At 69.0% G+C, this 14,006-nt stretch carries 15 protein-coding genes; 9 read left to right on the top strand and 6 right to left on the bottom strand.

What is annotated here, in order from left to right:
• Positions 1-100: 100 nt before the first annotated feature.
• From ectA to ACGGCP_RS07480, 3 genes are all read right to left on the bottom strand, one after another.
• Positions 101-661, bottom strand: coding sequence for a diaminobutyrate acetyltransferase (ectA, locus tag ACGGCP_RS07490; RefSeq protein WP_392962496.1), 561 nt, complete (start codon positions 659-661; stop codon positions 101-103).
• Between the two features lie 90 nt (positions 662-751).
• A complete protein-coding gene (locus ACGGCP_RS07485) occupies positions 752-1,699 on the bottom strand; it encodes a MazG family protein (protein ID WP_392962493.1) in 948 nt (315 codons plus the stop codon).
• Entirely contained in the window at positions 1,696-2,367 is a 672-nt protein-coding gene (locus tag ACGGCP_RS07480) for a hypothetical protein (RefSeq protein WP_392962491.1), read from the bottom strand. The genes ACGGCP_RS07485 and ACGGCP_RS07480 overlap by 4 nt, the downstream gene beginning before the upstream one ends.
• 154 nt (positions 2,368-2,521) lie before the next feature.
• Here ACGGCP_RS07480 and ACGGCP_RS07475 point away from each other — a divergent pair, with 154 nt between their 5' ends.
• The 5 genes from ACGGCP_RS07475 (at position 2,522) to ACGGCP_RS07455 (ending at position 7,647) form a co-directional block, all read left to right on the top strand.
• On the top strand, positions 2,522-3,196 hold the full coding sequence (locus ACGGCP_RS07475) for a Crp/Fnr family transcriptional regulator (RefSeq protein WP_392962488.1): 675 nt from the start codon (positions 2,522-2,524) through the stop codon (positions 3,194-3,196).
• Positions 3,197-3,303: 107 nt separating this feature from the next.
• The gene (locus ACGGCP_RS07470; RefSeq protein WP_392962486.1) at positions 3,304-4,329 is read left to right on the top strand and encodes a hypothetical protein; all 1,026 of its coding nucleotides are present in this window, start codon (positions 3,304-3,306) and stop codon (positions 4,327-4,329) included.
• Positions 4,326-6,287: a hypothetical protein gene (locus ACGGCP_RS07465; RefSeq protein ID WP_392962483.1), complete on the top strand. Its 1,962-nt coding sequence runs from the start codon at positions 4,326-4,328 to the stop codon at positions 6,285-6,287. The genes ACGGCP_RS07470 and ACGGCP_RS07465 overlap by 4 nt, the downstream gene beginning before the upstream one ends.
• Positions 6,287-7,153: a hypothetical protein gene (locus tag ACGGCP_RS07460; RefSeq protein ID WP_392962481.1), complete on the top strand. Its 867-nt coding sequence runs from the start codon at positions 6,287-6,289 to the stop codon at positions 7,151-7,153. Before ACGGCP_RS07465 ends, ACGGCP_RS07460 begins: the two co-directional genes overlap by 1 nt.
• 44 nt (positions 7,154-7,197) lie before the next feature.
• On the top strand, positions 7,198-7,647 hold the full coding sequence (locus ACGGCP_RS07455) for a MarR family transcriptional regulator (protein WP_392962478.1): 450 nt from the start codon (positions 7,198-7,200) through the stop codon (positions 7,645-7,647).
• Positions 7,648-7,707: 60 nt separating this feature from the next.
• On the opposite strand, the gene ACGGCP_RS07450 is transcribed toward ACGGCP_RS07455, so the two are convergent.
• Positions 7,708-7,959, bottom strand: coding sequence for a hypothetical protein (locus ACGGCP_RS07450; RefSeq protein WP_392962475.1), 252 nt, complete (start codon positions 7,957-7,959; stop codon positions 7,708-7,710).
• 182 nt (positions 7,960-8,141) lie between these two features.
• On the opposite strand from ACGGCP_RS07450, the gene ACGGCP_RS07445 reads away from it, so the two are divergent.
• Positions 8,142-8,954, top strand: a complete 813-nt coding sequence (locus ACGGCP_RS07445) for a helix-turn-helix domain-containing protein (protein ID WP_392962473.1) — start codon at positions 8,142-8,144, stop codon at positions 8,952-8,954.
• Positions 8,951-9,130, top strand: a complete 180-nt coding sequence (locus ACGGCP_RS07440; RefSeq protein ID WP_392962470.1) for a DUF397 domain-containing protein — start codon at positions 8,951-8,953, stop codon at positions 9,128-9,130. The genes ACGGCP_RS07445 and ACGGCP_RS07440 overlap by 4 nt, the downstream gene beginning before the upstream one ends.
• 53 nt (positions 9,131-9,183) lie before the next feature.
• Here the strand turns inward: ACGGCP_RS07440 and ACGGCP_RS07435 are convergent, their stop codons facing one another.
• The gene (locus ACGGCP_RS07435) at positions 9,184-9,636 is read right to left on the bottom strand and encodes a hypothetical protein (protein WP_392962467.1); all 453 of its coding nucleotides are present in this window, start codon (positions 9,634-9,636) and stop codon (positions 9,184-9,186) included.
• 331 nt (positions 9,637-9,967) lie between these two features.
• On the opposite strand from ACGGCP_RS07435, the gene ACGGCP_RS07430 reads away from it, so the two are divergent.
• Entirely contained in the window at positions 9,968-12,541 is a 2,574-nt protein-coding gene (locus ACGGCP_RS07430; RefSeq protein WP_392962465.1) for a S8 family serine peptidase, read from the top strand.
• 46 nt (positions 12,542-12,587) lie between these two features.
• Here the strand turns inward: ACGGCP_RS07430 and ACGGCP_RS07425 are convergent, their stop codons facing one another.
• Positions 12,588-13,190: a hypothetical protein gene (locus ACGGCP_RS07425; RefSeq protein ID WP_392962463.1), complete on the bottom strand. Its 603-nt coding sequence runs from the start codon at positions 13,188-13,190 to the stop codon at positions 12,588-12,590.
• 89 nt (positions 13,191-13,279) lie between these two features.
• Between ACGGCP_RS07425 and ACGGCP_RS07420 the strand changes: the two genes are divergently transcribed.
• Positions 13,280-13,996, top strand: coding sequence for a TioE family transcriptional regulator (locus ACGGCP_RS07420; protein ID WP_392962461.1), 717 nt, complete (start codon positions 13,280-13,282; stop codon positions 13,994-13,996).
• Positions 13,997-14,006 lie beyond the last annotated feature (10 nt).

The raw sequence follows: 14,006 nt of genomic DNA, 5'->3' as shown, positions 1-14,006 counted from the left end.
GTTCTCCGCTTCCCGGCGCTCGCTGCTTGGGGCGCTCGCCGGGCGCATACCCGGGCCGGCTGATGCGGCGCCGCGGCGCCGTTGCCCGGGTAGGGCTGGCTCAGTCCGGCAGCGGGCCGATGCGGTGGAGCACTTCCGGTTCGTGTCCGGAACCGAGCTCCTGCTCAGAGAACAGCACGTCGCGCGTCAGGTTCGTCCCGTTCGCTTCCGCGAACGACTCGAACAGGCGCATCGACGCTTTGTTGTCCGGAGTCACCGTCGTCTCGACGAAACGGACTCCGTCGGAGCGCATGCGGTGGACCACGTGGTCGAGCATGCGTCGTGCCAGTCCCCGGCGGCGGAAGCCGGGTGCGACCGCGACCTGCCAGACGAAGTGCACGTCCGGCGCTTCGGGCCTGCGGTAGCCGGTGATGAAGCCCGCGACGGCTCCGCGCCGATCGCGGGCGACGACGCTCGTGGCCGCGAAATCGCGGCACCACAGCAGGTAGGCGTACCTGCTGTTGACGTCGAGGTTCCCCGCCTCGCGGGCGAGGTTCCACAGTTCGGTCCCGTCGGCGGGGGTCGGCGAGCCGAAGCTCAGGTCCCCGCTGGAATCGCTTGTCTCCCTGACCTGGGTGGCCGGGCCTTTCGGGCCTCTGTCACTTGCGTCACCGGATGGCATGCGATCGACCGTAGCAGAGATGGCGGCCATTGTTAAGGCCGCGAGAACATTATTGTGAAGTTAGGCGTGAATGGTTTAGGCCCTGCTCGTCTAGTGCTCGATCGCCTCCGCGACATGCCCTTGCGGGTCGAGGCGGTCCAGCCCCGCGCGCTCGGTGATCGACTTGCGCAGCGCCAGCTCGGGGTCGACCCCGGCGGCGCGGGCGGCCGCGACGGCGGCGAGCAGGAAGTCGCCCACCTCGTCGGCCTCGAGCTTGACGCCGTCGGGCAGGTCCGGCAGCTCCAGCGCCTCGCCCTGGTCGTGGAAGCGCTCGATGACCTTGGCGGCCAAGGACAGCGACGGCAGCTGGCGCGAGACGCCGTCGGCCGGGTGGTCCCGGTGCGGCTTCTCGGCGGCCTTCGCCTCGTTCCAGTGCTCGTACAGGTCGTCGGGGTCGGCGTCACCCCACACGTGCGGGTGGCGGCGGACGATCTTCTCCACCAGGTCGCCCGCGACGTCGTCGATGTCGAAGTCCTCGGCGAGCGAGGCGTGCAGGAGCGGCTGGAACAACAGGTCGCCGAGCTCTTCGCGCAGCTCCTCGGGGTCGCCGCCGCCGATGGCGTCGAGGACCTCGTAGGCCTCCTCGAGCAGGTACGGGCCGAGCGTCTCGTGGGTCTGCCCGCGGTGCCACGGGCAGCCGTCCTCGGCGTGCAGCCGCGCCACGGCCTCGACGAGGTCGAGCAGGCGCGCGCCGGGCGGATCCCAAGAGCCGTAGACGACTTCGAGCTCGATCTCCCCGCCCGCGACGTACTCGGCGAGCGCCTCGCGCAGCTCCTCGTCGCCTTCCTCGCCGACGATCCAAACGCCGCCGGTCTCGATGAACTCGGCGGCGTCCTCGACCAGTTGCACGTCGATCCCGGCGTCCCGCACGGCCTCGACCGTGGGGCTCTCGAAGAACGCGGCGACGGCCTCGGCGTCCTGCAGGGCGTCCCAGGCCTCGACGGTGAGCAGCCCGGCGGGGATGCGCGGGGAGGTCAGGAGCCAGGTGATCTCGCTCAACGCTGCGGCACCTCGACCTCGAACACGCCCACGAGCGGACTGATGTCGAGCGCGCCGTACCGCGGGTTCACGGCGACGTCGTACTCGTCGATGTAGCCGTTCAGGTCGTCGGCGAACCCGGCCTGCTGCTCGCCCCACATGCGCACGACCTCGTTGAGGATCGAGGGGTCGGCCTGGGCGGCCGTGCTGAACTCCGCGAACTGCTCTTCGGTGAGCTGCTCGGAGGTGGCCCAGCCCTCGACCGCGCGCTGCAGGAGGTTCTGGTCGCCCGCGACGGCGGCGTTCAGCGCCTCCGCCTCGGCGTCGGTCATCGCGCGCGGCTCGGCCGCGGCGGCGATCTCGTCGTAGTACGCGGCGGCTTCGATGTACCGGGCCTCGAATTCGTCCGCGGCGCTGTTCGTGTCGGGCGCTTCGAGGCCGATGGCCTGGCCCAGCTCGGCGAAGAGCACGATGAACGCGGCCTTCTGGCGGCTGTCGGCGTAGCTGATCTCCTCGATCGTCGCGCCCTGGTCGAGGTACATGGCGACCTCGCCGTCGACATAACCGTCGAGTGTGGCCTCGGTGACGCGCTGGTCGCCGACGAACATCGCGGCCCCCTGCTCGCTTCCGCAGGCCCCCAAGGCCAAGAGCCCGACCGACGCCACCGCGACAAGCCTGAGTTTGCGCACAGCACTTCCCTTCCACTCGACTGCCCCTGTGACCTTAGCCTCACCAAAGATTCCTCCACAATCCCCCCACCCCGGACGGTCGACGCGAGCGAATCACACTTTCAGTGTCATTAACCCGACAGAACGTAACGGCCGCAATCGATATGAAGGTCCGATGGCCCCACCCCCGCAAAACCTCCATACCCGAGGATTTCAGGCCCTCATCGGCCCCGAGCGCTGGAACGCCCTCCTCTCCCACGGGAACCGGCGCACCTCCACGACCACGACCAGGCTCCTCGACCAGGGCGCTCCGAGCCGCATCGTCCACGCGATCGAGCGGGGACGGGTCAGAGTCGTCTACACCGACGAGAGCGGCAACGAAGTCCTCGTGGCGGTCCGAGGGTCGGGCGACCTCCTCGGCGAGTACGCGCAATGGGACGACGGCGAGCACAGCGCGTCGGTCTGGCCGCTCGAACCCTGCACCGTCACGACACTGGAGGCCTCCAACTTCGCTGGCTTCATCGAGCGGGAACGGCTCTCGGACACCCTGCAGCGCTACATCCTCAGCAAGGCCCGGCAGGTCGGCGAACGCGTGTGGCGGGCGGCCAACCTGCCGGCCGAGCAACGCCTGGCCCAGCTGTTCCTGGAGGTGGTCAACGCCGATCCGGGCCGACCGAGCCCGACCGTGCCGATGAGCCAGCGGCTCATCGCCGATTCCCTCGGGGCCGGCCTGCGATCGGTGAACCTGCTCGTTTCGCGGTGGAAGGACATCGGGCTCATCGAGACCCGGCCCGCCCTCATCACGATCCTCGATCCCGCTGCGCTGTCGAGACGGGCCCATATTCGCTGAACGTGCTTCACGTCACCATCCGCGGTGCGCAGTACTGCGCACCGCGTTCGCGGCCCGGATCCGACGATCGGAAGACCAGCCCGAAGCGCACGACATTGAGGAACACGATGCAACCCGAACCGATTCCGGCCCAACGCAAGACCGAGACCCGCGAAGTCGCCGTCCTCGCCCTCGACATCAGGAGGTTCAGCGCCTACACCGACACCGAACGCACCCGGATCGCGACCGACTTCCGCAACGACATCGAAGCCGCGTTCCTCGGATCCGACCTGCAGGAGGCCTGGAGCGAGCGCGAGTTCTGCCAGAACACCGGCGACGGCATCGTCGCCGGATTCCCGAAGGCCTACCTCCGCGCCATCGTCGACGGCCTGCCGCAGGCACTGCAGCTCCTGCTCCGCGAACGCCACCACCGGGGCGAGGGCCGCATCAGGATGCGTCTCGGTATCGCCGTCGGCACGGTCCAGGGGATCGCAGACGAGCGGGTCGACGTCGCGCCGAACCAGGTGATCATCGACGCCTGCCGGATCGCGGACTCCAAGGCCTGCAAGATGCTTCTGGAGAACTCCGACGAGAACGCGACCTTCCTCGCGGTCGCCGTGACCCCGGCCGTCATCAGCGGCACGATCGGCCCCGACCCCGCCTGGCTGCGCGCGACCGAGTTCGTCAACGTGTCGGTCGACATGCAGGACAAGGACTACCACGCCGAGGCGTTCCTCCACGTGCCCTCGCCCTCCGGGTACCTCCTCCGGTACGGCCTGTCGAACCTCCCGCTCTCCGCCGCTTCCGAGGACGCCTCGATCGAACCGCTCGAAGACGCCGTCGGACGCGGCGAGACCGAACTGCGGCTGCGCACGAGCGGGCAGGCATCGACCGTCGGCTCGGCCGGCCACGACCTCCACGACGAGTCCACGCGGGCCGGCGACATCGGGCGAGACGCCATCGGCGTCGGCTCCGGCAACCGCGTCCAGGTCGACAGGTCCACCCACGACGACCACAGCCGAAAGGTCCATCGCGGCAACGTCTTCCACGGCGAAGTCAGTGCGGGCGAGGGCGGCACCGTCAATGCCTTCGGCGGCGACCAGCACAACTACGAGGAGCGGCCTGCTCCGCGCCAGCGGAAGGAACGCGAATGAGCGACACCGAGGCGCCGGAGGCCTTGACCGGCAACCTCTTCCAAGGCAGCGTCAGCGCGACTGAAGGAGGCGTCGTCAACGCCTTCGGCGGCGACCAGCACAACCTCTACCTGAGCGTCAGCGCCCTGCGACGGCGCATCCGGTACGCCTCCGACCCCGACCTGCAGCACCGGGAACTGCGCATGGTCGTCCCGCCCCCGGACCTCGAACGCGACCTGACGGTCCTGGACCGGACCCGACTGCTCGTGCTCGCGGGAGGCGCCCGTACAGGACTGACGACCGCCGCCTGCCAGCGCTGGCAGGCGTTCGCCGCGACAAACCCCGGTCGACGCGTCGAAGAACTGTTCTCCGCCGACCACAGCGAACTCGTCGACGAACTCGACGACCTGAAGCAGCCGAGCGTGCTGCTGCTCGACATCTCCCACGACCACGACCTCGCGACCCGATTCGTCGAGCGTCTCGCACAGGTCCAGACCGCTCTGCGCGAAAGCGACTCCCACCTGGTCGTCGCCATCGGCGACACGAGCCGGCCCGTCGCCGAACGGGCGCTCCCCGAGTCGGTGCACCGGGTCGGCCGACCGGATCCGGCAGCGGTGATGGCCAAGCGGATGCGACATCCCGAACTGCTCCACCGGCTGCAGCGCGACCCGCGCTTCCTGGAGCTGACGGCTGATCAGTGGCCGCCTCGGGCCGTGCAGATCGCGGAGGTGATCGACAGCGCGCCCCCCGGTTCGGGAATGGACGAGCTGATCGAAACGGTGAGATCCTGTCTGGACTCGTACGCCGCGGACCTCCGCATCCTCTTCGAGGACCGGCTCCTGAGCGGCCCCTCGCGGGCCCTGGCCCTCGCGGCCTCCGCGCTCCCCGGCTCCGACCGGGCGTCGATCGCCTTCGCCGCCAACGCACTGGCCGCGATAGCGGGAGAGGAGGCCGACCCGTCGGTGCTTCGGGGACCGAGTCTGGACCAGCGCTTCGCGTCGCTCGAGACCGTGCTCGTCGAGAAGAGCGGTGCGTTCGCCAACCCGCGGCTGGGAGCGGCGGTGCTGCCGTTCGCGTGGGCGCAGTTCCCCACGTGGAGGGCTCCGATCCAAGCCTGGCTCGATCAGCTCGTGCGACCGCAGCGGCTCGGCGACGACATGCTCGCGGTCCTGCTGCCGCGACTGCTCAACTTCGCCTCGGCGACAGGGGCGGCCGAGCTGATCACCGTTCGCGCGGCGTCGATCGCGGGCCCGGGTTCGGGCACGAGACTTCGCCGGGAGCTGGCCGCCGGGCTGCTCCTCGCCGGGGCGATCGACCCGGCGATCGGCCAGCAGGTCCGCCGTCAGCTCTGGCAGTGGTCCTACCACCGCTCCGGTGTGCCGATCAGCTTGCAGCGCACCGTTGCCCAGGTGTGCGGCGACCCCGACTACGCGATCCGCTTCCCCCGCAACGCGCTCACCCGGCTGAAGCACCTGCTGAAGTCCGATTCGCCCTCGGTCGTGGACGACTCGCTCCTCTCGTTCGCCTCGGCAGCGAGGTCCCTCCCGCCGCAGACCGTCGTCGAACCGCTCGCCGAATGGACGGCGCAGGACGCCGAGTTCCAGCCGATCGCGCCTGCCGTGCTCATCGCACTGCTCGAAGATGACGGTGTTCGGAGCCGGTGGGCGGGTGACTGGCTCGCCCGCGACCCGTCCGGGTCGGTCACGTCCATGTGGCGGGCCTTGCTCGCCTCGGCGAGCCCGAGCGCCGTGCGCGACAGCGTCGCCGCTTGGCTCGCCTTCGCCGCCTCGGCCCTGCCCGAGCACCGCACGCCGCTTGTCGAGCGCGTCGCCGCCGCCGCCGGAGACTTCTGGACGCTGGGCCAGCTCTCCCAGGCCGTGAGCGGGCGGTCCTGGTCGGGCCGTGCCGCTGATCCTGACGTCCTGGTCCTGTGCGACCAGCTCGCCGACTTCCTCACTCAAGCAAAGGTCTCGATGTAATGGCCAGTTGGATCATCCCGATCGTCCTCGTCCTCGCCGTCTTGGCGTTCTTCGGCTGGAAGTTCTACCAAGGCTGGGCGGGCGGGGCCGAAGTCGTCGCTTCGGTCGAGCCGCTCCCGATGCACCAGTACCAGACCGTGCTCGAACTCCCGAGTTCCCTGCCCGCGCTCAAGTTCAAGTGCCCGGTGACGGTCGAGTACATCGTCAAGGGCGACATCCGCATCGGCGAAGACGTGCGGCGCGTCCTGGAGTGGGAGCTGCACCGCACCGCGCAGGCCGTGACGGCGCAGCACGCGCTCACTGTCAGCGAGTACCTGCACCTGCCGCTGAACGACAAGTTCAACGCGTGGCGTTGGGCGCGGGACGGCGCGATCGGCTTCAAGGCCGAGTTCGGCCCGGCCCTCGTCGAGCCCGAGGACCTGGCGCTGGCCCGTGAACTGGAGCGCGCGGAGTTCACCCTCGACATGGAGACCCGTCTGCACGACAAGCGGATGAGCAACGCCGACCGTCTTGGGCGGCTCCTCAGCGAGCCGCGCACCGCCGCACTTTGGTGGTTCGCGCAGCACCCGGAGCGCGTCGAGGAACTGCCGCGCATCACGGAGATGATGTTCGCACTCGACGCCCAGCTCAACCACCGCGGCGCCGTCCTCTCCCCCGGGATCGTGGCAGTCGGCGACTTCGCCCCGACCAGCGGCGCTGACCTCGACTCGTTCCTCACCGGTACCGGCGAAGACAATCGGACGCTCCTTCTCAACACGCTTGCCGCCGCGTACGACCGGCTCGGCAGCCCAGAGATGGCCGAACGGGCCCGCGACCTCGCTGAACCGGCCGGGCCGAACGACGAAGCCGCAAATTCAATACGGTAAGTAAATCATTCACAAAGTGAATCATTATTGCTATCGTGGAGGTCATGTCCAAGCAACGGCCTGCCGGGCTGACCTCCACCCTGGCATTTCAACTCGGCATCCTCGGTACGACCGTCACCGAGCTGTACGCAGCGAAGATCGCGGCGCTCGGTTTGAAGCCCAAGCACGCGGGCCTGCTCGCGCTGCTCGCAGACGGCGCCGCGAGTTCGCAGGCGGAGGCGGCCGAGACCATGGGCGTCGCGCCGAGCTTCATGGTCGGCCTCGCCGACCGGCTCCAGGAAATCGGAGCGGTCACCCGCCAGCGCGACCCACGGGACCGCCGCAGGCAGGTGCTCGCACCGACCGAGGAGGGCATCGCACTCCTCAAGGCCTGCAATGCGATCGCCGAGGCGATCGACGCCGATCTCACGGCAGATCTCAAGCCGGGGGACGCGGAGGCATTGCGGCGGTCGCTAGCCACGATGACCGGGTTTCCGCGCTCCGCAGACCGATAGACGGAACGGGCCGACCGATCCCCCACCAGGATCGGTCGGCCCTTGCGGAGCGCTCCGCTTTCAGCGTGGCTTCTTGGCGACCTTGCGCGTCTCGGCGACGATCCAGGGGCACCACTTGTCGTGGTTCCACGCGCCGTGCCAATAGGGCGAGTCGTCGATGCCCTCTTCGAAGGTGGCAGTGGGATTCGGGCCGCCGCCGTTGTCCTTGCAGTCGACTCGGATCACCGCTGGGTCCTTCGCTGTCTGGAAGACCGTGAAGACCGCCGGGCCCCGTTTGAACTCGCCGAGATAGACGTCCTTGGTATCAGCCATGAGTCGAGAGTAGGAAGAAGCGGGCACCGCCTCAAGGCGAAACCGCAGGTCGGACTGTTGGCAATCCGACAGTTCAGAAAGCTTGGGGCGCAACAATATGGCAGTACGGCCTGTCAGACTGCCATACGGAACGCCGCGTCGCATGAGGTTGCACTATGCGTGGTTATTGCGATACTGAGTGGATGTCGACGGTTTCTGAACTTCGCAGGCAGGTCGGACGAGAACTCAAGGCGCAGCGGGAGTTGGCGGGCAAGAAGGTCACCGATCCGGAGGCCGCCGCGATCGCGGGGTCGACGCGGACGCTCACGCGGATCGAACAAGGCATGCCCACGAGGTCGACCTTCGCGGTCGTCGGACGGCTCGCCGAGTACTACGGCGCCCCGAACAAGATCCGCTTCGAACTGGAGCGCATCTGGCGTTTCGTGAACGACAAGATCTGGGCCCAGCCCAGTCACGCGGCCGAGAACTCCGGGTGGGATGCATATCTGGAGTTCGAGCGCATGGCGGTCGGGCTCGACAAGTTCGAAGCCATGTTCGTGCCAGGCCCGCTCCAGACCGAGGCTTACATCCGGAAGGTATTCGAGCGGAGTGGCGTCGAGTCGAAGGACATCGCTCGCCGAATCGAGGATCGACTCGACCGACAAACGACGCTCATGGGGAAGCTCGAACTCGGCACGGTGAGGCTGAGATTCCTGCTATTCGAAGCAGTGCTGCACAGCAGCTGCAGTGATGAACAGCTTGCCCGGATGCTCGATCTCGATGGGCATCCGAGGGTGAATATCCAGTACCTGCCGTTCGAAGCGGGCCCATATCCGATGTTGGTGGTGCCCTTCTCCGTACTATCCTTCAGGAACACCGAGGATCCCAGCGTCGTCTATCTGGAGAGCCCGTACGAGCGCCGATTCTACGAAAACAGCGACGCCGTGGGCAAGTACCACCAGATCTTCGAGGCGGGGCTTCGACAGGCCAAGTCTCTGAAGGAGTTCAAGCGATGAGCCAGGATGGGTGGCGCAAGTCGAGCCGCAGCCAGGGCCCGAACACCGACTGCGTTGAGGCTCGCCCCGCAGTCTCCGGCTTCCAGGTTCGCGACAGCAAGCTTGGCGATGACTCCCCGATCTTCGACTTGAAGACCGTCGACTTCACCGCCTTGCTCCAGCAGGCCGACCGGTAGCCCTACCGAGGACCAGCAGCGGCCCCGCCGATTCGGCGGGGCCGTCGCTCTGCCTAGAGCATGTTGTCCGTGACGACGATGGACTTGTAGGGATCGATGTCGGCCTCGTCGATCCTCCACTCCGAGATCCGATGTCCCTCTTCGGTCTCGGTCTCTCGCTCCTCGGCGAAGCCGCTCAAGTCGTCGAGGGTCCAGCCGTCCGGGAGCTCCTCGACGAAGATCAGTCCGTCTTGGAAGTAGAGGAACCCGTCGCCGGGGTTGTAGACCGTCCAGCCCCGGAAGAAGTTCGCGGACCTCGGGTCCTGAACGTTCGTGAGGAGAACGGCGACCGGCTCGCCGCTCGCGATCTTGGCGAGCTGGGACCGCCAGCTCTCGGTGTACTGCTGGATCGTCCAGTGGTCCAGGGAAGCCTGGAAGTACTCGACATCGCCGTTCGGAAAATGCAGACCCCCCGCGAAGTACCGGTTCGCGTCAGCGGCGTGCGTCGAGGCGGTGACAGTGAACATCGGATGCCTGGCTCCCTACTTCCAGCTCGGAATCGTACGCATCGGCGCTGGCCTGTCTGCGGCGGGTGTGAGTTGCGGCACTGGTGAGGTGGTTTCCTTGGGGTTGGCTCTGGTTTTGGCTGTATGTCTATTTTGATGCTCAGCGATGGCCTGTCATGTTGGGACGCAACGGAATTGCGAGCGGTGCCGACCCCCCGGCGCCGCCATCGAGCAAGGAGCCGTCTTGTCACGTACACAACGATGGCGGCGAGTACTCGCCGCCAGTCTCGTGGGAGCGCTATCACCGGCTTTCGTCGTCGCAGCGCCCGCACTGGGGCAGACCGAGTCCGACGTGGACGCACTGATCGAGCAGAAGGTGGATCCGGCCCTGCTGGCCGAGATCGAGGCGGAAGGTGAGGCCGAGAGCTGGGTGCAGTTCGAGGGCAGCCCCGACTATTCGGCCGCTTACCGCGCCGAGACCAAGGAGGAGAAGGGCGCTGCGGCTTACGCGGCGGCGACGGCGTTTGCGGAGACCTCTCAGGCCGCGCTGACCGAGGCCCTCGATGAGGCGGGCGTCGAGTACGAGACCTATTGGGCCTCATCGTCGGTCAAGGTGACCGGCGGGACCGAGCTGCTGGAGACCGTCACCGCCTTCGACGAGGTGGCGAGGGTGGTCGACGCCCCCGAGGTGGTCGACGTGGAGCCCGTCCCGGCCGAGTCCGGGTTCGCGGCCGCCTCCGCCGGGTGGGGCGCGACCGACATCAACGCGCCCGCCGTCTGGGACCAGCTGGGCGTCACCGGTGAGGGCGTCGTCGTCGCCAGCATCGACTCCGGCGTCCAGTACGACCACCCCGCGCTCGTGAACCAGTACCGGGGCAACAACGGCGACGGCACCTTCACCCACGACTACAACTTCTACGACGTCGAGGGCTCCTGCGGTGCCGCGCCGTGCGATCTCAGCAACCACGGCACGCACACCGTGGGCACCATGGTCGGCGACGACGGCGCGGGCAACCAGATCGGCGTCGCGCCCGGCGCGGAGTGGATCGCCGCGAACTACTACGGCTCCAGCATGGAATCGGTGCTGAAGGCCGGGCAGTGGATGGTCGCGCCGACCGACTCGCAGGGGCATAACCCGGACCCGTCCAAGGCGCCCGACATCATCAACAACTCTTGGGGCCGTGAGGCATCCGATCACGACCCGTACTACGAGGACATCGTGGAGCTGTGGCACGCGGCCGGGATCATCCCGGTCTTCGCGGCGGGCAACAGCGGGCCGACCTGTCTCACCACCAACTCCCCCGGCGGGTACGCGGACGTGATCGCCGTGGGCGCCTACGAGGTCGGCGGCGGCATCGCCGAGTTCTCCTCGCGCGGTCCGACCAGCGACGGCCGCGTGAAGCCGGACGTGTCCGCGCCCGGCAGCGGCATCCTCTCCTCGGTGCCCGGCAGCGGCTACGGCTCGCAGAGCGGCACCTCGATGGCCGCGCCGCACGTCGCGGGCACGATCGCGCTCATGATGGAGGCCGAGCCCGCGCTCCGCGGCGACTACGGCCTGGTCTACGAGATGCTCACCGGTTCGGCGCGGTACACCGCGGACGACCAGTGCGGCGGGACCGCCGACGCCAACAACGTCCACGGCTACGGCCGCATCGACGCGTTCGCCGCGGTCCAGGCGCTCCCCGACGGCGACTCCGGCACGATCACGGGCACCGTCACCGCCGCCGACGGGACGCCGCTCGCAGACGCGGAGCTGGTCTTCGACGGCGCGTTCGACCGCCGCGCCACGACCGGGGCCGACGGGAAGTACGACGTGTCGTTCGCCCTCACCGGGCAGCACGCGGTCACCGTGACCAAGTTCGGCTACGCGCCCCAGACCGGGACCGTGACCGTCTCGGCGGGCCAGACGGCCGTATTCAACGCGTCGCTGACCCCGCTCGCCACCACCGTCGTCACGGGTACCGTCGTCGACGGCTCCGGCCACGGCTGGCCGCTCGCGGCCACGGTCAGTTCCGCGGGCGGCGAGGTGTCGACCATGACCGATCCGTTCACCGGGCGGTTCGAGCTGACGCTGCCGACGGGCGGGGTCGAGCTGGTCGTCGAGAGCGAGTACAGCGGCTACCAGACCGTCCGCGTCGATGCGAACGCGGCGGATCTGCGAGTCGAAGTGCCCGTCGAGACCGGATGCACCGCACCGGGTTACGCCTTCGACCCGCTCGGCACCGGCTTCACCACAGCGCCGGTGGGCTGGACCGTGGTCAACCGCGGCCCGCAGCCGTGGCTCTTCGCCTCGGACGGCGCTGGCAACCGCACCCCCGGATCGGGCGGGTTCGCCTACGCCCAGCCGCCCGGCGGCGGCGTGATGGACACCGATCTCATCTCGCCGGTGTTCGACCTGTCGAGCGCCCCGCAGCCGGTCCTGTCCTTCGCCACCGACTTCTCCATGTACGCCCCGTACTCCCGCGCCGACATCGCGATCAGCACGGACGGCGGCCAGACGTGGCAGGAGGTCTGGGCGGCCGACCAGCCGGTGTCCGACACGACGGTGACCGTGGACCTGACCGCTTGGGCCGCAGCGGAAGCGGCGCAGCTCAAGTTCCACTACTACCACGCCTACCGCTCGGGCTACTGGTGGCAGATCGACGACGTCCTCGTCGGCGGCACCGCCGAGTGCGCGCCGGTCGCGGGCGGTCTGGTCCGGGGTACGGTCACCGACCAGAGTGGAGCGCCCGTCGCGGGCGCGGTGGTCACCCACACCGCGTCAGGGCACCGCGGCGTCACGGACGCGCAGGGCCGCTTCTGGACCTTCGCGCCCGGTTCGGGCACCGCGCAGTTCGAGGCGGTGAGCCCGTCCGGCACGGACGCCGCCGATGTCAGCGTCGTCCTGAACGGCGTGACCGGCGCGGACTTCGTACTCGCGCCATGATGTGAAACGACGGGCCCGGTGACCTGGTCACCGGGCCCGTTCGCGTTCAGTCGGCGTCGGCCTGGTTGGGGTCGTGGGGGATCCGGTAGCGGCGGCGGCGCGGGGGCCGGCGGCGGCGGGCGTTGACCTTCTGGAGCTGGTCGATCTCGTAGCGGATGTACCAGGGCTCCCAGCCGCCCTGGCGGAACCACTGCCGGGCGGTGCGGGAGGCGAGCCCGCCGAGGACGCACAGGGCCACGAAGATCCACAGTGGCGAGACGATGAGAGCCCAGACCTCGCCGTAGGTGCGCACGACCGCGCCGAGTCCGAAGTAGGTGTTGACCGGGACGACCACGGCCGCCGCGGCACGGGCCCACTTGCGCCCCAGTCCGAGGGCCAGGACCACCCAGACGTACGGCGCGGTGAAGACCACCAGGACCGGCAGGACCACAGCGATCGGGTAGCTCGAGCCGATGTCGATGGCCGCCTCGACGTCCGCCAGGAGCGGCACGCCCTCGGTCTCGCCCTTGAACCAGTTGAAGAGCCGGGGGCCGATCCCGACGCTCACGCTGACCACCATGAAGTACTGGAAGACCATCATCACCTGGGCGAGGTCGACCGAGTGCGGCTTGTCGTACAGGGCGTTCGGGTCTGACGGGATGCTGTTCACAGGCGCTCCAGGGGACTCCGAGGGTCTCCTCAAGCGTACGGCCGCAACGGGCTTCAGGGGAACCTCGAATCCGCTAGGGTCTTTGACCTGTGGACACCTTCCGGCCTTCCGACCTCGCCCGCGAGCACGGCCTCTCGACCCAGGCGGTCCGCAACTACGAGCGCGACGGGTTCCTCCCGGAGGCGGCGCGCACGAGGAGCGGGTACCGGGTCTACACCGAGGCGCATGCGGCGGCGCTGCGCGCGTTCCTGGCGCTCGTCCCGGCGTACGGGTACGCGGCGGCGGGTCGGGTCATGCTGGCGCTCAACGGGAATGACACGGAGCGCGCCCTCGCCGAGATCGACCGCGGGCACGTGCAGCTCGTGCGCGACCGCGAGACCCTGGACGCGGTGCGCGCGGCGATCGGGCACCTGACGGCCGGCCCGCCGCCGGCGCGGTTCACCGGGCCGCCGCTCACCGTGGGCGAGCTCGCGAGGCGGCTCGGCGTCACGGCGGCCACGGTGCGGCACTGGGAGGACGCGGGGATCCTCGCTCCGGAGCGCGAGCCGGTCACCGGGTACCGGCTGTACCGGCACGAGGACGTGCGGGACGCGGAGCTCGCGCACCTCCTGCGGCGCGGGGACTATCCGCTGGAGCGGATCGCGGCGGTGGTGCGGCAGGTGCGCACTGCGGGCGGCACGGAAGAGCTGGCGGCGGCGCTCGACGGGTGGGGCCGCAGGCTCACCGAGCGGGGCCTGGCGATGCTGGAGGCGGCGGCGCGGGTGAGCGCGTTCCTGCACGTCGGCGACCGACCGGGCATCTCCTGATTGACAACTG

The organism is Glycomyces sp. NPDC048151 (assembly GCF_043202775.1).
GTDB lineage: Bacteria > Actinomycetota > Actinomycetes > Mycobacteriales > Micromonosporaceae > Glycomyces.
This window is presented reverse-complemented; position numbering and strand designations above follow the sequence as displayed.

Bases quoted from the DNA above. Each gene is read 5' to 3' on its own strand.
- ACGGCP_RS07445 (WP_392962473.1), top strand. From the start codon at position 8,142: ATGTCGACGGTTTCTGAACTTCGCAGGCAGGTCGGACGAGAACTCAAG.
- ACGGCP_RS07470 (WP_392962486.1), top strand. From the start codon at position 3,304: ATGCAACCCGAACCGATTCCGGCCCAACGCAAGACCGAGACCCGCGAA.
- ACGGCP_RS07465 (WP_392962483.1), top strand. From the start codon at position 4,326: ATGAGCGACACCGAGGCGCCGGAGGCCTTGACCGGCAACCTCTTCCAA.
- ectA (WP_392962496.1), bottom strand. From the start codon at position 661: ATGCCATCCGGTGACGCAAGTGACAGAGGCCCGAAAGGCCCGGCCACC.
- ACGGCP_RS07440 (WP_392962470.1), top strand. From the start codon at position 8,951: ATGAGCCAGGATGGGTGGCGCAAGTCGAGCCGCAGCCAGGGCCCGAAC.
- ACGGCP_RS07450 (WP_392962475.1), bottom strand. From the start codon at position 7,959: ATGGCTGATACCAAGGACGTCTATCTCGGCGAGTTCAAACGGGGCCCG.
- ACGGCP_RS07460 (WP_392962481.1), top strand. From the start codon at position 6,287: ATGGCCAGTTGGATCATCCCGATCGTCCTCGTCCTCGCCGTCTTGGCG.
- ACGGCP_RS07435 (WP_392962467.1), bottom strand. From the start codon at position 9,636: ATGTTCACTGTCACCGCCTCGACGCACGCCGCTGACGCGAACCGGTAC.
- ACGGCP_RS07455 (WP_392962478.1), top strand. From the start codon at position 7,198: ATGTCCAAGCAACGGCCTGCCGGGCTGACCTCCACCCTGGCATTTCAA.
- ACGGCP_RS07475 (WP_392962488.1), top strand. From the start codon at position 2,522: ATGGCCCCACCCCCGCAAAACCTCCATACCCGAGGATTTCAGGCCCTC.